The 16355-nt window shown below is 41.4% G+C and carries 14 protein-coding genes and 1 pseudogene; 3 read left to right on the forward strand and 12 right to left on the reverse strand.

Translation table 11 applies throughout. The features are described 5' to 3' along the window. Positions 1–64 precede the first annotated feature (64 nt). The 4 genes and pseudogenes from CDZ88_RS07765 to CDZ88_RS07780 all read right to left on the reverse strand — a co-directional run. Positions 65–1354, reverse strand: coding sequence for an MFS transporter (locus tag CDZ88_RS07765; RefSeq protein ID WP_100372997.1), 1290 nt, complete (start codon positions 1352–1354; stop codon positions 65–67). Positions 1355–1455: 101 nt separating this feature from the next. Continuing rightward, entirely contained in the window at positions 1456–1944 is a 489-nt protein-coding gene (locus CDZ88_RS07770) for an acyl-CoA thioesterase (protein ID WP_100372998.1), read from the reverse strand. Continuing rightward, positions 1934–3340, reverse strand: coding sequence for an L-seryl-tRNA(Sec) selenium transferase (selA, locus tag CDZ88_RS07775; RefSeq protein ID WP_100372999.1), 1407 nt, complete (start codon positions 3338–3340; stop codon positions 1934–1936). Before selA ends, CDZ88_RS07770 begins: the two co-directional genes overlap by 11 nt. A gap of 74 nt (positions 3341–3414) precedes the next feature. Continuing rightward, positions 3415–3603: pseudogene (locus tag CDZ88_RS07780) on the reverse strand (Rdx family protein); the annotation flags it as partial. A 176-nt stretch (positions 3604–3779) separates the two neighbouring features. Here CDZ88_RS07780 and selD point away from each other — a divergent pair. Beyond that, positions 3780–4832, forward strand: coding sequence for a selenide, water dikinase SelD (gene selD, locus CDZ88_RS07785; protein WP_100373001.1), 1053 nt, complete (start codon positions 3780–3782; stop codon positions 4830–4832). Between the two features lie 36 nt (positions 4833–4868). Here the strand turns inward: selD and phnC are convergent, their stop codons facing one another. The 6 genes from phnC to selB all read right to left on the reverse strand — a co-directional run bounded on the left by phnC (position 4869) and on the right by selB (position 10723). Next, the gene (gene phnC / locus CDZ88_RS07790; RefSeq protein ID WP_100373002.1) at positions 4869–5603 is read right to left on the reverse strand and encodes a phosphonate ABC transporter ATP-binding protein; all 735 of its coding nucleotides are present in this window, start codon (positions 5601–5603) and stop codon (positions 4869–4871) included. 12 nt (positions 5604–5615) lie between these two features. Beyond that, positions 5616–6377 (reverse strand): phosphonate ABC transporter, permease protein PhnE, encoded by a 762-nt coding sequence (gene phnE, locus CDZ88_RS07795; protein ID WP_100373003.1) that lies wholly within the window; start codon positions 6375–6377, stop codon positions 5616–5618. Between the two features lie 10 nt (positions 6378–6387). Continuing rightward, positions 6388–7323 carry a phosphate/phosphite/phosphonate ABC transporter substrate-binding protein gene (phnD, locus tag CDZ88_RS07800; RefSeq protein WP_100373004.1) on the reverse strand — a complete coding sequence of 312 codons (936 nt, stop codon included), beginning with the start codon at positions 7321–7323 and terminating at the stop codon, positions 6388–6390. A gap of 117 nt (positions 7324–7440) precedes the next feature. Next, positions 7441–7770, reverse strand: a complete 330-nt coding sequence (locus CDZ88_RS07805) for a hypothetical protein (RefSeq protein WP_100373005.1) — start codon at positions 7768–7770, stop codon at positions 7441–7443. Positions 7771–7793: 23 nt separating this feature from the next. Next, positions 7794–8813, reverse strand: a complete 1020-nt coding sequence (locus CDZ88_RS07810) for a glycosyltransferase (protein ID WP_100373006.1) — start codon at positions 8811–8813, stop codon at positions 7794–7796. Next, positions 8810–10723 (reverse strand): selenocysteine-specific translation elongation factor, encoded by a 1914-nt coding sequence (selB, locus tag CDZ88_RS07815; protein WP_100373007.1) that lies wholly within the window; start codon positions 10721–10723, stop codon positions 8810–8812. The genes CDZ88_RS07810 and selB overlap by 4 nt, the downstream gene beginning before the upstream one ends. 316 nt (positions 10724–11039) lie before the next feature. Between selB and CDZ88_RS07820 the strand changes: the two genes are divergently transcribed. Together CDZ88_RS07820 and CDZ88_RS07825 are read left to right on the forward strand one after the other, a co-directional pair. Next, positions 11040–11756, forward strand: a complete 717-nt coding sequence (locus CDZ88_RS07820) for a 3-ketoacyl-ACP reductase (RefSeq protein WP_100373008.1) — start codon at positions 11040–11042, stop codon at positions 11754–11756. A 669-nt stretch (positions 11757–12425) separates the two neighbouring features. Then, a complete protein-coding gene (locus CDZ88_RS07825; protein WP_100373009.1) occupies positions 12426–13400 on the forward strand; it encodes a tyrosine-type recombinase/integrase in 975 nt (324 codons plus the stop codon). A 53-nt stretch (positions 13401–13453) separates the two neighbouring features. Here CDZ88_RS07825 and CDZ88_RS07830 read toward each other — a convergent pair whose 3' ends face one another. Together CDZ88_RS07830 and CDZ88_RS07835 are read right to left on the reverse strand one after the other, a co-directional pair. Then, on the reverse strand, positions 13454–14842 hold the full coding sequence (locus CDZ88_RS07830) for a restriction endonuclease subunit S (protein WP_100373010.1): 1389 nt from the start codon (positions 14840–14842) through the stop codon (positions 13454–13456). Continuing rightward, the gene (locus CDZ88_RS07835) at positions 14842–16275 is read right to left on the reverse strand and encodes a class I SAM-dependent DNA methyltransferase (RefSeq protein WP_100373011.1); all 1434 of its coding nucleotides are present in this window, start codon (positions 16273–16275) and stop codon (positions 14842–14844) included. The genes CDZ88_RS07830 and CDZ88_RS07835 overlap by 1 nt, the downstream gene beginning before the upstream one ends. Between the last annotated feature and the right edge of the window lie 80 nt (positions 16276–16355).

A 16355-nucleotide genomic window follows, 5' to 3' on the forward strand; every position in this document is an offset into this window, starting at 1 on the left:
TAATTAACATAGGAGTGTTCGTGAGGTTATTAATTTAGCGAATACTCCTTTTTTTATTTATAATTCACTGTTTTGCATGACGATTCGCCCAAATAACAACAGGAATGAGTAAGAGCGCAAGAAAGCCGCCTACGTATGAAAGAAACATAAAACTAGTATGAGCGACGACGATACCAGACATAGCCCCTCCAGCTGCTCCGGATAATGCGACTGACACATCGACAGACCCTTGCACCTTGGCGCGATTCAAAGGAGTTGTCGCATCAATAATGAGTGCTGTGCCACTAATCAAGCCGAAGTTCCAGCCTAGCCCCAGAAGGATGAGTGCGATCGTCAGACCTAGCATCGACTCAGGAGGAACTACAGCTGCAAATAGCCCTGAAGCTAGAAGGGTTACTCCAGATGCCATCGCCATTGCTGTTCTCCCTACCTTATCGACAAGGTAACCTGTTAGTAAAGATGGGAGGAACATGGCTCCAATATGAAGACTAATGACAAAACCGACTTGATTCATCCCATGTCCGTGATTCCCCATGTGAACAGGCGTCATCGTCATGATCGCAATCATCACCATTTGAGTTAAAACCATAATCACGGCACCAACCATGATGCCTCGATTGTCTTTAACCATCGATTTTAAATGACCATCAGCAAAGTCGCCTTCACGCGCTCGCTGCCTTTGTGCAATTGCTTTAGCGAGAATATATGGATCAGGGCGAAGCAGTGCAAGGAGAACGAAACCTGCCAAAATAAAGCTTGCAGCAGCCAAAATAAACGGACCAGCTAAAGCTGGAACGCCAATCGATAAAGCAAATGCACCCATAACCTCAATCAAATTTGGCCCTGCTACAGCACCAAATGTGGTTGCGACCAAGGCAATGCTCACAGCTGTTGCGCGTTGTTTAGCATTTGCTAAATCTGTTCCTGCATAACGAGCTTGTAAGTTTGTTGCGGTACCCGCCCCGTAGATTACTAATGAAAGAAATAATAATGGCACATGATCGATCACCGCTGCGATAATAATGCCAATGGCTCCAATACCCCCTGCTAAAAACCCAGCAGCTAAACCTAGCCTCCGTCCATATCGTTGCGATAACTGACCAACGAGAAATGCCGCACCTGCAGAACCTAGAGTAAATAAAGCGATTGGCACACCTGCATAATGATCGGTTCCGAGCATATCCCGAGCTAACAGTGCGCCCACAGCAATTCCTGCCGCTAGCCCCGCACCACCGAAAATTTGTGAAAGGACAACGACCATTAGCGTCCTTTTGTACAGTCTCCGCTGCTTTTCAGGTGAGTCAATATATTCCTCGACCCATGCAGGTTGATTCATTTGTTCCGAACTCCCCATTTAGCCATTCCCCCTATTCATCAGCTATGCCTATCAAAAAAAGACCGTCATGAAAAGTCCATATGTTACGACCTTTTAGACAGCCTTCCTTCGCCTTGCGGTTATAATTGTTCACGCTCTTTTGCTTCTTTTCTGCGTTTTCTTCGCGTTTCATAACGTTCTTCTGCTCCTGAAAAATGCCACTTCGCTTCTTCTGTTTCAGGCTCAATCGGTGGGACAGCCTTTGGTTTCCCCTTGTCATCGAGCGCCACAAAGGTCAAGTACGAAGTCGCCGTCAAGCGTCTTTCACCAGTAATAAGGTCTTCCGCTTCGACTTTCACAAATACTTCCATTGACGTTTTTCTTGTATAGGACACATATCCTTCTAAACAAATAGCTTCTCCAGTACGGATCGGTGAGATAAAGTCTAAACTATCACTCGATGCTGTTACGACTTGGCTTCTTGCATGGCGCATCGAGGCAATGCTTGCGACTTTATCAATATAAGCCATTACATTCCCACCGAAAATCGTTCCGTGATAATTCGTATCTGGCGGCAAGACAATGTCCGTTAATATCGTTTTTGATTCTGATGTTTTTTTACTTTTCATGTAAATAAGTCTCCTTCGCGTGTTCTAATTGACGCAGTAGATCAGTATGTTCTCCTTTTGTAATCGTTCTAAAATCAAGCGCTATTTGGTCGTCCTTGATCCGTGTCACAACAGCGGGATCGCCGTTTCTCAATACCTCGATAAGCTCCGTCGTCTTGATGCTTCGATGAGAGAGCGTGAGCAACCATGTAGGAAGTTCAACATCAGGCATCGTTCCACCGCCTACCATCGACACGTCTTCCACCCAGCCAACTGTCCAATCACTAGAGAGAAGCCGTTTAAATGCTTCTGCTTCCGCTCTGATTTGATCTTTTGTCAGTAAGATCTGTTGTAACGTTGGAATGTCTTTCAAGGCTACTTGTTGATCAACGTATTGTTTTAACGTGGCCTCAAGTGCAGCTAATGTCATTTTATCTACTCTCAACACTCGTGCGAGCTGATGTTTCTTTAATTGATCGATGTATTCTTTTTTTCCCGCGATAATCCCTGCTTGCGGGCCACCTAGAAGTTTATCCCCACTAAAGGTAACTAGGTCAATCCCTCGATCTAATGCTTCTTTTACTGTTGGCTCCTCTCCAATGCCATGGGTTCTTAGGTCATAGATTGCGCCACTTCCTAAATCTTCGTATAGAATAATCTCGTTTTCTTGTGCTAAATTGACAAGCTCTTTTGCATCAACAGCACTTGTGAACCCGATCGTCTTAAAATTGCTTGTATGGACCTTCATAATCATCGCCGTCTCATCATTAATCGCATCGTCATAATCTCGAAAATGCGTTTTATTCGTCGTTCCTACTTCGACAAGCTCAGCGCCACTTTCCGCCATAATCGATGAAACGCGGAATGAACCACCAATTTCCACTAATTCGCCTCTTGAAACAATAACCTCTTTATTTGTTGCGAGTGCTTTTAACACAAGGTACACGGCAGCCGCATTATTATTCACTACCATCGCCGCTTCTGCTCCCGTGACCTCTTTCACTATGTCTTCTATCAAGTCATGACGAGATCCGCGCTTTCCCGTTGTTACATTATATTCTAAATTAGAGTACGAAGAAGCGGCTAAAATCACTTGCTTTTGAGCTTCTTCACTCAATTTAGCTCGCCCTAAATTCGTATGAAGAACCGTACCTGTGCCATTGATGATTCGTCTAAGTGAATAGACCGAATGATCACTAAGACGCTCTGAAAGGCGCTGAAAGATCCAATCTTCAATCGTCTGTCCGTTCGACCACTGATTATTTAAGATAAGGGTCCGCACTTCAGCAACCGCCTCTTGTAACCATTCTGTTGCCTTCTCTGGTGAAAGTTCGTGTTGATTTAAACATGCTCGTAACATTGAGTGCTTTTGTAATTCATGGATGGCTGGAATTTGTCTTAATAAGATTGATGTCATCAATTCTGCTCCTTTAATGTGCGATTTCGTCTTCGTCTTGAAGATGAAAAAGCACCTTAAAGGTGCTTTTTCAGTTATTTATGTAATCCTTCCATCTTCTTAATCACTTCATCTGATTTTGGGAATGTACCTGTATCCTTTTTTGAATGAAGCAGTTCTCCATTCACTTTCACTTCAAATACTCCACCAGAACTGGTGACTAAGTGAACGTCAGCAATTTGTCCTTTAAAATGATCTAACACATCATCCGTGAAACTCACGGCTTTAGGTGCAAAGTTTCACATCATGCAAAATTCAACAGTTACGTTATACTTCATAATAAATCAAACTCCTTTACAGTTTTTTCTCTTCTATTGTAGGATAAGATGAAGCTGGATGCAAAAAATATGCGCATCCCTATCGTGAACATGCGATAAAGAAACGAGGAGGTCCGATTAATATGGAAAACAAAGAAAACATCCGTTTAACATCATTCTCCACAAAAGCTGGTTGAGGATGCAAAATTGGTCCTAGCGACCTGGCGCAAGTTTTGCGTCATTTACCGAAACAAGATGGTGACCCTAATTTACTTGTAGGGCTAGAAACGTCTGATGATGCAGGTGCCTACCGTCTCACAGATGATATCGCGATGATCCAAACCGTCGATTACTTCACACCTGTTGTTGATGATCCATATATGTTTGGTCAAATTGCTGCTGCAAACGCATTAAGCGATGTGTATGCAATGGGAGGAAAACCGACAACCGTTATGAACATCGTTGGTTTCCCTATCAAAAAGCTGCCACCAGAAATGCTCGCAGATATTTTACGCGGAGCAGCTGATAAAGTGAAGGAAGCAGGAGCGATTATCGTCGGTGGGCATTCGATTGATGACCAAGAGCCGAAATTCGGCTTGTCCGTGACAGGACTTGCTCATCCTGACCGTATTTTCAGAAATGTTGGAGCAAAACCAGGAGATGTTCTTGTCTTGACCAAGCCTATTGGTGTTGGCATTTTAACCACTGGTATTAAGCGGGCAGCTGTAACTAAAGAACAAGAAGCAGCTGTTACAGAAGCGATGGCTACATTAAATAAGGAAGCAGCTGAAGTACTAGACGCATTCAATCCACATGCTGTAACCGATGTGACTGGCTTTGGCTTGCTTGGTCATAGTTTAGAAATGGCTAAAGGCAGCGATGTTAGCTTTGAAATCGTCGCAAGTTCTGTTCCGATGCTTGATGGCACGAGAGAACTAGCCGAACAAGGCATTATCCCAGGTGGCTCAAAAGCGAATGAAGAGTGGATCGAACCTTCTGTTAGTTACCACGAGGCAATCAGTGATGTTGAGAAGAGCATATTATGTGATGCGATTACGTCTGGTGGGTTACTCGTTAGTTTATCTGAAGATGAGGCGAAGCAATATGTAGAGGTCCTTCATGAAAAAGGACTTACTGCAAGCATCATCGGCTACGTGAGTGAAAAGAAAGAATTCCCACTGTATGTGAAGAACTAAAAAAACGATTCAGCCAATTAGCGGCTGAATCGTTTTTTATTGATAAATATGCTCAAATACTTCGTCTGTTAATTGACTCGGATGATCATCAAAGATTAATTCACCCTCTTTAAAAGCAATCATACGGGTTGCATATTTCTTGGCTAGTTCAACATCATGAACATTAATGATCGTAAGGAGTTGCCTTTCCTCGTGAATCGCACGCAACAAATCAAAGATCCGTCTCGATGTCGTTGGGTCTAGACTTGCTACAGGCTCGTCCCCAAGGATCAGACTAGGCTCCTGCATTAACGCTCGCGCAATGCCGACACGCTGCTTTTGTCCGCCACTTAATGCTTCGACTCGATTATTCATAAAGCGGTCAAGCTCCACCTCTTTTAACGAATCATAAGCTTTTTGTTTTTCTTGTTCCGAGAAAATACCTAGCAAGTTTTTATAAGCAGCTCGCTTTCCAAAAGAACCTGTTAACGTGTTTTGTAAGACGGACATTCTTGGAATAAGATTAAAATGTTGAAAGATCATCACCATCTCTGTGCGAACTTTCCTCATTTCCTTTTCTTTGAGCGTGGTTAGCTCAACGTTACTCCACTTAATGGACCCCGAAGATGGTTGAATTAAGCGATTAATACACCTAATAAAGGTTGATTTCCCCGCTCCGCTTCTGCCTAATACACATATAAATTCGCCTTTATGCATGGTCACATTGATCTCTTTTAAAGCCGGTTCTTTTGCTTTTGGGTATGTGACTGTCAAATTTGTAATTTCTAGCATCATCACTCCCCCTTATATAACCCTTGCTCGAATTCGACCACCAATGACATCAACAAGAATCACCATTATCATAATGCAGACGATATCAAGTGCCACCGCTGTGTAGTAGAAACTTTGGAAATGGTTAAATAACTGTTGACCAATCCCGCCACCACCGATGAACCCTAGGATGAGCGAGGTGCGAATTGCGACTTCAAATCGGTAAAAATATTGAGACAAGACATTCGGCCAAATTTGTGGAATGACTGAAAATAAATGTCCGACCCATCTCGTGGCTCCAACTGAACGCATCGCTTCTTGTGGACCGGGATCTGCAGCTTCAATTAACTCAGAGATTAATTTGCCAAGAACTCCAATATTGTGCAGAATAATTGCTAATACCGCTGCAAAGGGACCTAATCCGAAAGCCGTCACAAAAATCAAGCCGAAAACGATCTCAGGAATCGATCGTAACCCACTTAACGCGGCCCGAACACCGCTGTAAACACCAGCCGAACTACTCGTATTACTAGCCGCTAAAAAACTAAGCGGCAAAGCGATAACTAACGCAAAAATCGTCCCTAAAAAGGCCATCGCAAGTGTTACTAAACTCTCTCTTGCCATGCGTGGAAATAACGACCATTCAATTGGGAAAAACCGAGTGGAGACCATTTCATAAATATTAGGAATTTGAGCGAACTTTCGCCACTCAAAACCCGTCATGTTCATACTCCACCAAATTGCAATAAGAATAAAACCGAGATAAAGAAGATACCTACGTCTGAACCAGACCATTGTTTTTCACCTATTCTTCGAGCTTTAACATATCAAATTCACGAGCCGCATCTAACACATCCGCATATTGTGTGTCATCTGCTTCAACAAACGCTGAAGCGCCACCGAAAATACGTAAGATTTCTGGATCTGTGATTTCGTAGAAGGCTTCACGGACTGCCTCAATCTCTTCCTCACCCATCTCAGCTGGAACCACCCAAGGATACTGATATAATCTTTCGGATTCCCATATGATTTTGATGTCTTCTCTTAGCGTCCCGCCGTTTTCGTCATCTGCTTTCATCAATGACTCTAAAATTGCACTATCGACAGCCCCTGCGTCAACCGTTTGGTCTTGCACAAGAGTTGTCACAATATCATGTGATCCCGCAAACTGAATTTGATTAAATTCATGATCTGAGTCGTCTTCATAATGTCCACGGTTACGAAGCTCAAGCCCTGGAATTAAGTGACCCGACGTTGAAGAAATACTCGCAAAGGCAAAATCGACATCAGCACGATCTTCAAGTAAATCTTCTACTGTCTCCCACTCGGCATCCTTATGGGTAATGATATAAGAGTAATAGTACGGATCGCCATCAATTTCTTGAGTAATGATCGCTTGTGCTCCGCTTTGCTCATGAGCAATTAGATACGTTAGTGGCCCAAGGTACGCTAAATCAATGTGATTGTAGTTGATCGCTTCGACGACTGCATTGTAATTCGGGTATTGGTTCACTTCCACGTCCCGACCTAGTTTTTCTGCTAATTGTTCTTCTAATTTATCTAAGCCTGTTTGCATTTCTCCTGTTGATTGTGAAGGAATAACGGCAATTTCAAATGGCTCGTCTGTTACTGGCGTCGCCTCATTTGATCCATCGACTTCCTCATTCGTTGGCGCATCTTCTGTGCCGCCACATGCTGCTAGTGTGAGAGCTAGTCCCATTGTACATAACCATTTTTTCATAAATAGTCTCTCCATCCTTATGTGTCCTATTTTATTGTTGACATTACATGAATCTACCATCAGAAAGGACGCTTTGTAAAGAGATATCCCTTGACCTGACAGTAGATTCGACTGACCTTACTCCGTTTTAAGTTTTCGGCGCGACAAGAGGAAAAAAGGAAGTGGAATAAGAATCCAAGCTACATTCTTTAGTAGTTGGTTGATTGCTTGTGCTCGCTGCATCTCTACCTGTTCACGTTGCATGTCTTCATACATCACTCGAAATTCTTCGTCTGTTTTCTCCAAATCAGACATTGATTGTTGCGATGATTTAAAATCTTGATACGTGTAATAGTAAGGAGTCGGAGCCACTAGGTCTGAGACATTCATGGCCATCGCCACTCCCCCACCAATCATCATAATGAGTGTAATAAACATGACCGCATAATAATAAACCGTCCGAACCATCCCATCTCCCCCTTACATTTCCTTTATGTCGCCTTGTTTATACAATGATCATACACCGCCACATACGCCTTCATTTCATCTTCCAATCGGTGATGCTTTGCTACATAACTCTGTGCAGCCTCTTCTGTTCTGTTCATCAACTTTGGATTCAACATAAGAGTATTCATAATTCTCGTAAATTCCTCAGGTGACTTGATCACAAATCCATTCTGTTGATCTTTCACGACACTGAGGTTACCTGGGTTGTTTCTTGCAATGACGACTTTTCTACAAAACATCGCTTCTAGTAAGGCGGTAGGTTGCCCCTCTGAAATCGAAGTATTGATCACAACATCGGCTTGGTAATATATATGTGACATTTCTTCTAAAGATACTTCTCCGATGTAGTCAAACCAATCGGTAGTCTCCACTTTATTTACTACTTGATCGTAGAGATCCTCATCTAGTGAAGCACCAACTAGCACCACCTTCATGTTAGGATAACTATTCGCAAGCTCAGAAAATGACTCCCAAAGGTAGAAGATGTCTTTGACTGCCCGAATACCTGCAGGCAGTAAAATAATTGGCTGGCCATGAAGGTGATGTGTATTTAAAGATGACGTGAGCTCAGGTAACCAAATGCTTTGTGGGATCACATACGTTCTTTCGTTCAAAATAGGATAGGAATGACTTAATTTTTCTTTTGCATCTGCTGTAAAAACTGTAATAGAACATGAATCATCGGCTACCGTTCTCATCAACGCTCGTGCATCTTCATCAGCTAAATCTTCATTAATATCCGTCCCACCTGATGTAAGCACATACGGTTTTGACAGATCAATTTGATGTTCTTTTTGCCAACTAGCAAATCGTTTCAAATGCAGAATGTGATAGAGATCGACCTCACTTGCAAGCTTGTCCCACTCTGCAGACCAGCTCTCTTCTTCATACGCAAACACACTGACCTCTACACCGACAGAACGCAATCCTTGTATGAACCGTTTCGCTGTGGTCGCATTGCCACGACTTTGTTTAAAGTATGGGGTAAAAAACAAGATGTTCATCTATTCTCACTCATCCAATCCGCTACATTCTCTTTGTTCCATGCACGCTCAGCCTCTTGTCGGATCGTCAAGTTCAGTTGATCGAGCTTTTCTAAAAAGGGAACTAAATATTTACGCGATAAGGATGTGATCTCTTTCGCTTCTTGTAAAGTAAATTGTTCGTTTGTTTTTTCATATAAAGCCTTGACCATCTCCTGAAATGGCACAACATGAATCGCGTTTTTTTCATCTAAAAGATAAATGTACGATTCTCTTTTTAAGTAGTGGATGATTTCCTCTTTCAGTTCTGCTGGTAGTTGTTGGTTGTCCATATGCTGCTCAAGCGGAGAGACTTTAAACCCTTCTTCTTTTAACTGAAGCAATACATGTTCCACACGCTTACCCCATTTTTCAGGAGGTTGCGGTTTGTAGTCTCTTCGTGCAATTGCCGGTCCTTTCAACTCCAATTGATCACGGCTCACCTCTTCTGTAAGTACAGATTCAAGTAAGGCTTTGGAGAACATTTGTCTATTGGCCTGAATCAATTCAGCTTTTGGCATTCCTTGTCTCATCGGAAATTCATGATGATAGCTTTCAATATCATGCTTGATCACTTGTTTGGCCATGTCTACTACTTGGTTATTGGTTACATCTTGATTAGGAAGTTGAATGAACGGTTCTTTGGCAATCACCGCTTGAACCGTTTCTGTTTGTAATCCGGTATGTGAAATTAAATCTTTAAGAGTCAGCACTTTATGTGTCAAAATCGCATCCGTTATGAGCTCTTCTGGTGTCCCTTGGCGCTTTTTCGCTAATACCTCCATGGTCTCTTGCCCGAAACGGTAGCGTTCCCCGTGCGCATCGATCACTTCCCCGCCACCGATCGTTTCTGTTGGCGTTGGCCGTCTCAAAATAAAACGGTCGCCGCGACGTGTGACCACAGGGGCATCCAGGCGGAGCTGACACAATACTTCTTCTGTTTCTACTTGTAATTCATTCCGGTCAAAAAAGACAATCTTACCGTACACTTCGGATGTCCCGATATGTAATTTAATCGCCTGGCGTTGCTTGATCACATGCTTTAAATCATCAACGGTTGTCAGAGCAATATCAACAGTATCCGTCGATTCATATTGACCTGGTGCCGCTAATACATCGCCACGGGAAAGTGCATCCTTGTCGATCCCTCCAACATTAATTGCCACCCGTTGACCGGCACGACCTAGCTCTCTTTGTTGATGATGCACTTGCAACTGTCTTGTGCGCACCATTTCACGTCGCGGCAATACCTCTAGCATGTCGCCCTCACGAACCATCCCTTCATAGACGGTCCCTCTGACTACCGTTCCTTGTCCGTGAACCGCAAACACTTGATCAATCGGTAATCTGAACGCACCACCTGCATTACGCTCTTCCACTTTCGCTAATTCGTCTTTCAACCCCTCTTTTAATTCATCGATACCAAGCCCGTCCAAACTATCTACAAAAAATAATGGTTGGTCTTCAAGGAACGTCCCTTCTATCGTTTCGCGGATGTCCATTTCAGCAAGCTCCTGCATCTCTTCATCCACCTTACTTGCTTTTGTAACAACAATCACTCCACGTCTAATTCCAAGTAACGATAAGATATCTAAATGTTCCTTTGTCTGCGGCATCACACCTTCATCTGCTGCTACTACAAAGAGAACTAAATCAATCCCCGCAACCCCCGCAATCATTTGTCTAATAAAACGCTCATGCCCCGGCACATCAATAATCGAGACTTCCATTTCATCCGTTAATACAAGCGGTGCATAACCGAGCTCAATCGAAATTTGACGCTCCCGCTCTTCTTTCAGTCGATCTGTATCTATTGACGTCAACGCTTTCGTTAACGATGTCTTCCCGTGATCAATATGACCCGCCATTCCAATCGTAAAATGTTTCTTCACTCTAACCACTTCCTTCATTCCGATTCTGCATTGTTCCATCATACTACAACGATCAATTGAGATAAAAGAAATATAGGTAGCCGAGGGAGAGTCTTCAGAGGAATATTATGAGAGAAACTAAAAAGATGAGTGTTGGAGCTGTAATAAAAAAGCTACACTCATCATCCTGAATTCATTCGTGGCGGTATAATTGGACAGGGATGGAAAAAAACTGATAAAATGCAAGTGGTAATCAGACAAGTGTCACACGTTAAGTTTTTAGCTGCAATAGCAGAATAGTGTAGAATCAAAAATTGGTTGTATTAGGAGAGATATGATGAGTTCATTACATGGAAAAAACGCGTTGATTACAGGAGCCGGTAGAGGCATTGGCCGAGCAACTGCGATTGCTTTTGCAAAAGAAGGAATCAATGTTGGATTAGTCGGTACAACTCTTGATAATCTAGAAAAAGTAGCAGCAGAGGTCCAAGAACTAGGAGTTAAAGCTTCTGTGGCCGTTGCGGATGTTACTGATCTGGAAGCGGTTGGGCAAGCCACTGACCAAATTAAAGCGGATCTAGGTCCCATTGACATTCTCATCAACAACGCTGGAATCGCTAAGTTTGGAGGATTTCTCGACCTTACTCCAAGTGAATGGGAAAAGATTATCCAAGTTAACCTAATGGGTGTCTATAATGTGACAAGAGCCGTCCTTCCAGATATGATCGAAAGAAAAGCAGGAGACATTATTAACGTTTCATCAACAGCTGGTCAAAAAGGTGCGCCTGTCACGAGTGCATACAGCGCTTCTAAATTTGCCGTGATGGGATTAACAGAATCACTCATGCTTGAAGTGAGAAAACACAATATCCGAGTGACGGCACTAACCCCTAGTACAGTCGCGACTGATCTAGCGATTGAAGCAAATCTTACTACCGGCAACCCTGACACTGTTATGCAGCCAGAAGATCTTGCTGAACTGATGGTCGCACAACTTAAATTAAACCCACGTGTATTCATCAAAGCAGCCGGCATGTGGTCAACAAATCCATAAAATTGACTATGAAGCTGACTATTAATTGTAAGGAAATCAGCTTTAAGGTATAAAATTAAATACATAAAAGAGCATCAAATCGATTTTCTTTTTGATGCTCTTTTCCATTTGTTTAAAACTATATAAATGAGTGTGTAGTGCATTTTAAGAATGTTTTTAGAAATGATTGGGATCTTAGCCATTAGGTAAGAACGTAATCCTTTACTAATAAATGACGTTGGTCTGTTTTTACTTTAGCACTAATTTATATATAATATCTCTTTATCTGCAAAGTCTCATTGAACACTTATCTAGTTCCTTCCCTCACCCTTCTAACCATCAAAAGGTAAAACATTTGTAAAGCTTGAAAAAATGGAACAGATCATGCATAATAGGACAGTGCAATTAAGAGTGAAGATTACGTGAGTGCTCTTACTAACATTCATAAATCAATACTTCATGGGGCTGGCTGTGACACTGGTGTTCGCCACGGTCTTCAAAACCGCTCGAGAGTTTTTCACGAAAAAACCGTTCGAGACTCCCTTGCAGCAACGCTTTCATCGTTTAAAATACAATTTGTTCATAACGGTTTTATATCGATTTTCAGCAAGACCATTCGAGACCACTTGTGAAGACCGTTCAGAACCAAGACTCTTAACCGCCTATATTTATTAATAGGGGGCTATTTTTATGCAACAGAAAACGATCCGAAAGTTTAAACGTGGTCAAACGAACAGAACAGTTAAAAGGGTCATCGAAGACTTAACGTTAGACGATATGTATGAGAAGTTTATTCTTGTTAAACAAACTGAAGCATTAGCTCCACGCACCATAGCTGATTACCACACAAACTATCGATTCTTTAAGGTGTATATTAATGAAATGAACCCAACTGTAGAAGAGATCACACTGGACTTATTCCGAGGGTTCATTGGTCATATGCTGAATGAAAAAGGTCTATCGCCTGTTACAGCTAATGTGAGAATACGTACGATGCGAGCATTCATTCGCTTCTGTTATCTAGAAGGCTATATTGAGACACCCATTCATGAGCATTTCAAGCCCGTTAAAACAACCGAAGATACACTAGAGTCATTTACCCCTACAGAGATTAAAAGCTTACTCTCAAGCATAGATGACGAATTATACACAGGATTCCGAGATAAGGTGATTGTTCTTGTCTTACTCGATACGATGGTGAGGGTGTCTGAGTTAATCGCCATCAAAAGAGAGAACGTCGATTTAAAAGGTGGATTCATCAAATTAGAAGCAGCCTTCACGAAGACTCGTAAAAGCAGAACAGTCCCTCTCTCCTCAAAAACAATCAAGCTCCTAAACGAATACGTGAAAGAGACGGATGATTTTGAGGATGAATTTCTATTCCTAACATATGATGGTCAACCAATTACAGCAGCCACCGTTCGTTGGAACTTAACTCAATATGGTAAAGCCGCAGGCATTACGAACAAGCGAGTCAGTCCACACACCTTCCGTCATACAGGAGCCTTATTCTACATCATGAACGGAGGAGACCCATTCTCGCTTCAGAAAATCCTAGGACATAGCCATATGAACATGGTAAGAAAATACATTCAAATGTCAGACACCGACGTAAGACGCCAACATAACTCCTTCTCGCCTTTGAATAGTATCTTTAATAAATAACTTCATAATGTACAACAAACAAGGCACTCGGTTCATTCGAGTGCCTTTAAATGTTATTTCACTTGCTGTTGAAGAACCTCTTTTAAAAGTTCAATTGCGTTTTCTTCACTAGGGTCATTTGTGCCAAGCTCACCTTTGAAAGCTTTGGAGAGGATAGATTGTTGGAGCATTTCTATCTGTCTATAAGCCCCTCCTAAACTTTCCAGCATAATCTTTTCTTTTAACAGTGCTTTTTCAATCTTTTCAACTACTTTTTGTTGGCTATTTTTAGAAGCTACAGGTACAGGAATTTCACCCAATTCTTTTTGATTAATTTTAGGTAACACCGACCTTGAACCTGCTGTAGATGCTTTTTCAACAAAGAAAGGGGATAACATATACCAGAATAAATAATCGTTATTAATATCTGTCTCAATTGGATACATATCCGCACTGCATAATCCATCAAATTCAGCGATCGTAACTTTAGATAGATAGGGTCGTATCTTCGAATATAGAATCTGTCCTTTATAGAAGAGATGCTTAGCACTCTTTACATTCGCCTCTTGAACAGTTTGATACCCAATTAATTGACCATTTCCTTTTCCAATGTTGTCTGGAGCAATAAGTGGATGATTTAGATAATCATATGGTTTAACTAAATTCGATTTAACTTTTGCAATCTCTTTAAAAAGCTTCCACTCCCAATCATTAGGTATCGAGTATACGTCTCCAGATTTAGACCTATTTTGAAGTCCTGTTTCTCTAGTCAACTCCCCACGAAACGCTTTATCCAGTATCGCTGCTCGTCGAAGTTCAAAGGATTCCTTTGCTTCTTCAATCAATTGCTTCGCTTCATCAACTTTACTTAAAAGCCGCTCCACCTTTTCAGCAATACGTTTTTGTTCGTGAATGGGAGGGATTGGAATTGGCACTGTATTAAGGTTTTTAGCATAAATAGCGGCAACACTAGTAGTACCACTTTTGACATCACTTAATGATTTCTTCCCGTGAGGTGAAATGAAGTAATAATTAATAATTTCAGGAGTAAAATGTTTCAAGAAACGAACCCTCAAGATGTTATTGTTAAAAAGCACAGGATCTTCTATTGTTTTACTATATATTGTACTTTTCCCAACTAATTCAATACTATTGCGGGTATTAAACAAAAAGTCACCATCTCTTAACTCATATACAGATATTTCTTTATCTTCCGCATTAACTCTTACAAGGCTACAAAGGTCTAATTGACCGTCTGTTGTAATGTTGTTCATTTTAAGATAAGAATATGGATTAATATCTGACTGTTGTTTACTAGACCTAACTAAACCTAGTTTACTCTCCTTCACTAAACTAGCAAATCTCACCCAAACCCAATTTTTAGGCACATGATAAGGCTGCGTTTCCTCTGGCACCAACGCCTCTTCCAACAATTCTTCCATCGTCTTCTTTTTCTTCACCATTAGTTCTTCACCTTAACTTCTTCTGTTTCACGTAGCTCATCGACTACCTCGTTCAATAAGTCCATTGCTTGCTGTAGCTTGGAAATGGCTTCTTCAGCTGATTCGATCGGGTCTGGTAGGTTGTCGTATGATGAAAGAGACTCGTCAGCAATTAAACCAATGTCTAAGCTATCATTCTTCTTAGCGATGTCTTCACGTATGAAATTATTCCAACGCTCATCCTCTATATCTTTTCTATTCTCTGCAACATATGCCTTCATGAAGTTTTCAAAGTGAGCCTTGGTTAGTTGATTTCGCTTACCGAATGAAGACATATTTGTGCGTAGGTCATACACCCAAACATCCTTTGTACTGCCTTTATCCGTCTTCTCACGTGTAAAGAATAGAACATTTGTCTTTACCCCTTGAGCGTAGAAAATCCCTGTAGGCAAACGTAGAATCGTGTGTAAGTTACATTTATCCATTAAATCACGTCGAATTTGTGCTCCTACACCACTTTCAAATAGTACATTATCAGGTAATACTACAGCTGCACGTGCTTCACCGTTATCTTTTAGTGCGTTGTAAATTAGCTGTAAGAAATTCAACTGCTTATTAGATGTATCAAACGTTAAATCATCTCGTGATACTCTATCGCCACCTTTTTTCGTCCCGAATGGTGGATTGGTTAGTATGACATCAAATTCTTTCATCCATTTACCGTTGCTTGATAATGAATCTCCATTCTCCATTCGTCCATCAATGTTATGAAGCAATGCATTCATTAAAGCTAATCGATGTGTTCCCTTAACAAGCTCCATTCCACTAAACGCTTCTTTCTTCTGAAATTCTGCTTGTTGGGGCTCTAGATCAAAATAATCATCTGTTTTATTTTTTAGATATTGATCCGCAGCAATCATAAAGCCTAGAGTGCCTGCTGCAGGGTCATTACATCGTTCTCCGACTTTCGGGTCAACTAATTGGACCATGACATCAATTAAGACACGTGGAGTGAAATACTGACCAGCACCAGACTTTGTTTCACTTGCATTTTTCTCTAGCAAGCCTTCATAAAGATTGCCTAGTCCTTCTTCTTTAGCGTTATACCAATCAAGTGCATCGATTGATTTAATGATCTTCTCAAGATTCTTCGGTTCTGTAATGCTTGTAGAAGCATCGCTGTAAATCAAGCGTAAGCGATCGTGCTCATTGCTTCCAAGCTCTAATAATAAGCGCTGATAGAATGTTTTTAATTCCGTTCCTTCTTTTTCAACAAGTCTATCCCAACGATATTCTTCAGGAATGACTTCCTCAGTCTCTTCTCCTTGTTCTTTCATCATTTTTAAGAAGAGTAAGTATGTTAATTCCGTTACATATTGTTGATACGTGATCCCATCATCACGTAGTACATTACATAAATTCCATAGCTTTTGTACAATCTCTTGGTTGTTCATTTCTTCCTCCAATAAATCTTTAGTATTCATGCATCTACCTAGTATAAACGCAAAAAGAGCCTCATTAAAGAGGCAATAAA

Origin of the sequence: Bacillus sp. FJAT-45037 (assembly GCF_002797325.1) — a bacterium.
GTDB lineage: Bacteria > Bacillota > Bacilli > Bacillales > Bacillaceae_D > Alkalihalophilus.

What these genes read in the sequence shown, in the direction of transcription:
- CDZ88_RS07765 (WP_100372997.1), bottom strand. Translation starts at nt 1,354, where the DNA reads ATGGGGAGTTCGGAACAAATGAATCAACCTGCATGGGTCGAGGAATAT.
- CDZ88_RS07770 (WP_100372998.1), bottom strand. Translation starts at nt 1,944, where the DNA reads ATGAAAAGTAAAAAAACATCAGAATCAAAAACGATATTAACGGACATT.
- selA (WP_100372999.1), bottom strand. Translation starts at nt 3,340, where the DNA reads ATGACATCAATCTTATTAAGACAAATTCCAGCCATCCATGAATTACAA.
- phnC (WP_100373002.1), bottom strand. Translation starts at nt 5,603, where the DNA reads ATGCTAGAAATTACAAATTTGACAGTCACATACCCAAAAGCAAAAGAA.
- phnE (WP_100373003.1), bottom strand. Translation starts at nt 6,377, where the DNA reads ATGGTCTGGTTCAGACGTAGGTATCTTCTTTATCTCGGTTTTATTCTT.
- phnD (WP_100373004.1), bottom strand. Translation starts at nt 7,323, where the DNA reads ATGAAAAAATGGTTATGTACAATGGGACTAGCTCTCACACTAGCAGCA.
- CDZ88_RS07805 (WP_100373005.1), bottom strand. Translation starts at nt 7,770, where the DNA reads ATGGTTCGGACGGTTTATTATTATGCGGTCATGTTTATTACACTCATT.
- CDZ88_RS07810 (WP_100373006.1), bottom strand. Translation starts at nt 8,813, where the DNA reads ATGAACATCTTGTTTTTTACCCCATACTTTAAACAAAGTCGTGGCAAT.
- CDZ88_RS07820 (WP_100373008.1), top strand. Translation starts at nt 11,040, where the DNA reads ATGAGTTCATTACATGGAAAAAACGCGTTGATTACAGGAGCCGGTAGA.
- CDZ88_RS07825 (WP_100373009.1), top strand. Translation starts at nt 12,426, where the DNA reads ATGCAACAGAAAACGATCCGAAAGTTTAAACGTGGTCAAACGAACAGA.
- CDZ88_RS07830 (WP_100373010.1), bottom strand. Translation starts at nt 14,842, where the DNA reads ATGGTGAAGAAAAAGAAGACGATGGAAGAATTGTTGGAAGAGGCGTTG.
- CDZ88_RS07835 (WP_100373011.1), bottom strand. Translation starts at nt 16,275, where the DNA reads ATGAACAACCAAGAGATTGTACAAAAGCTATGGAATTTATGTAATGTA.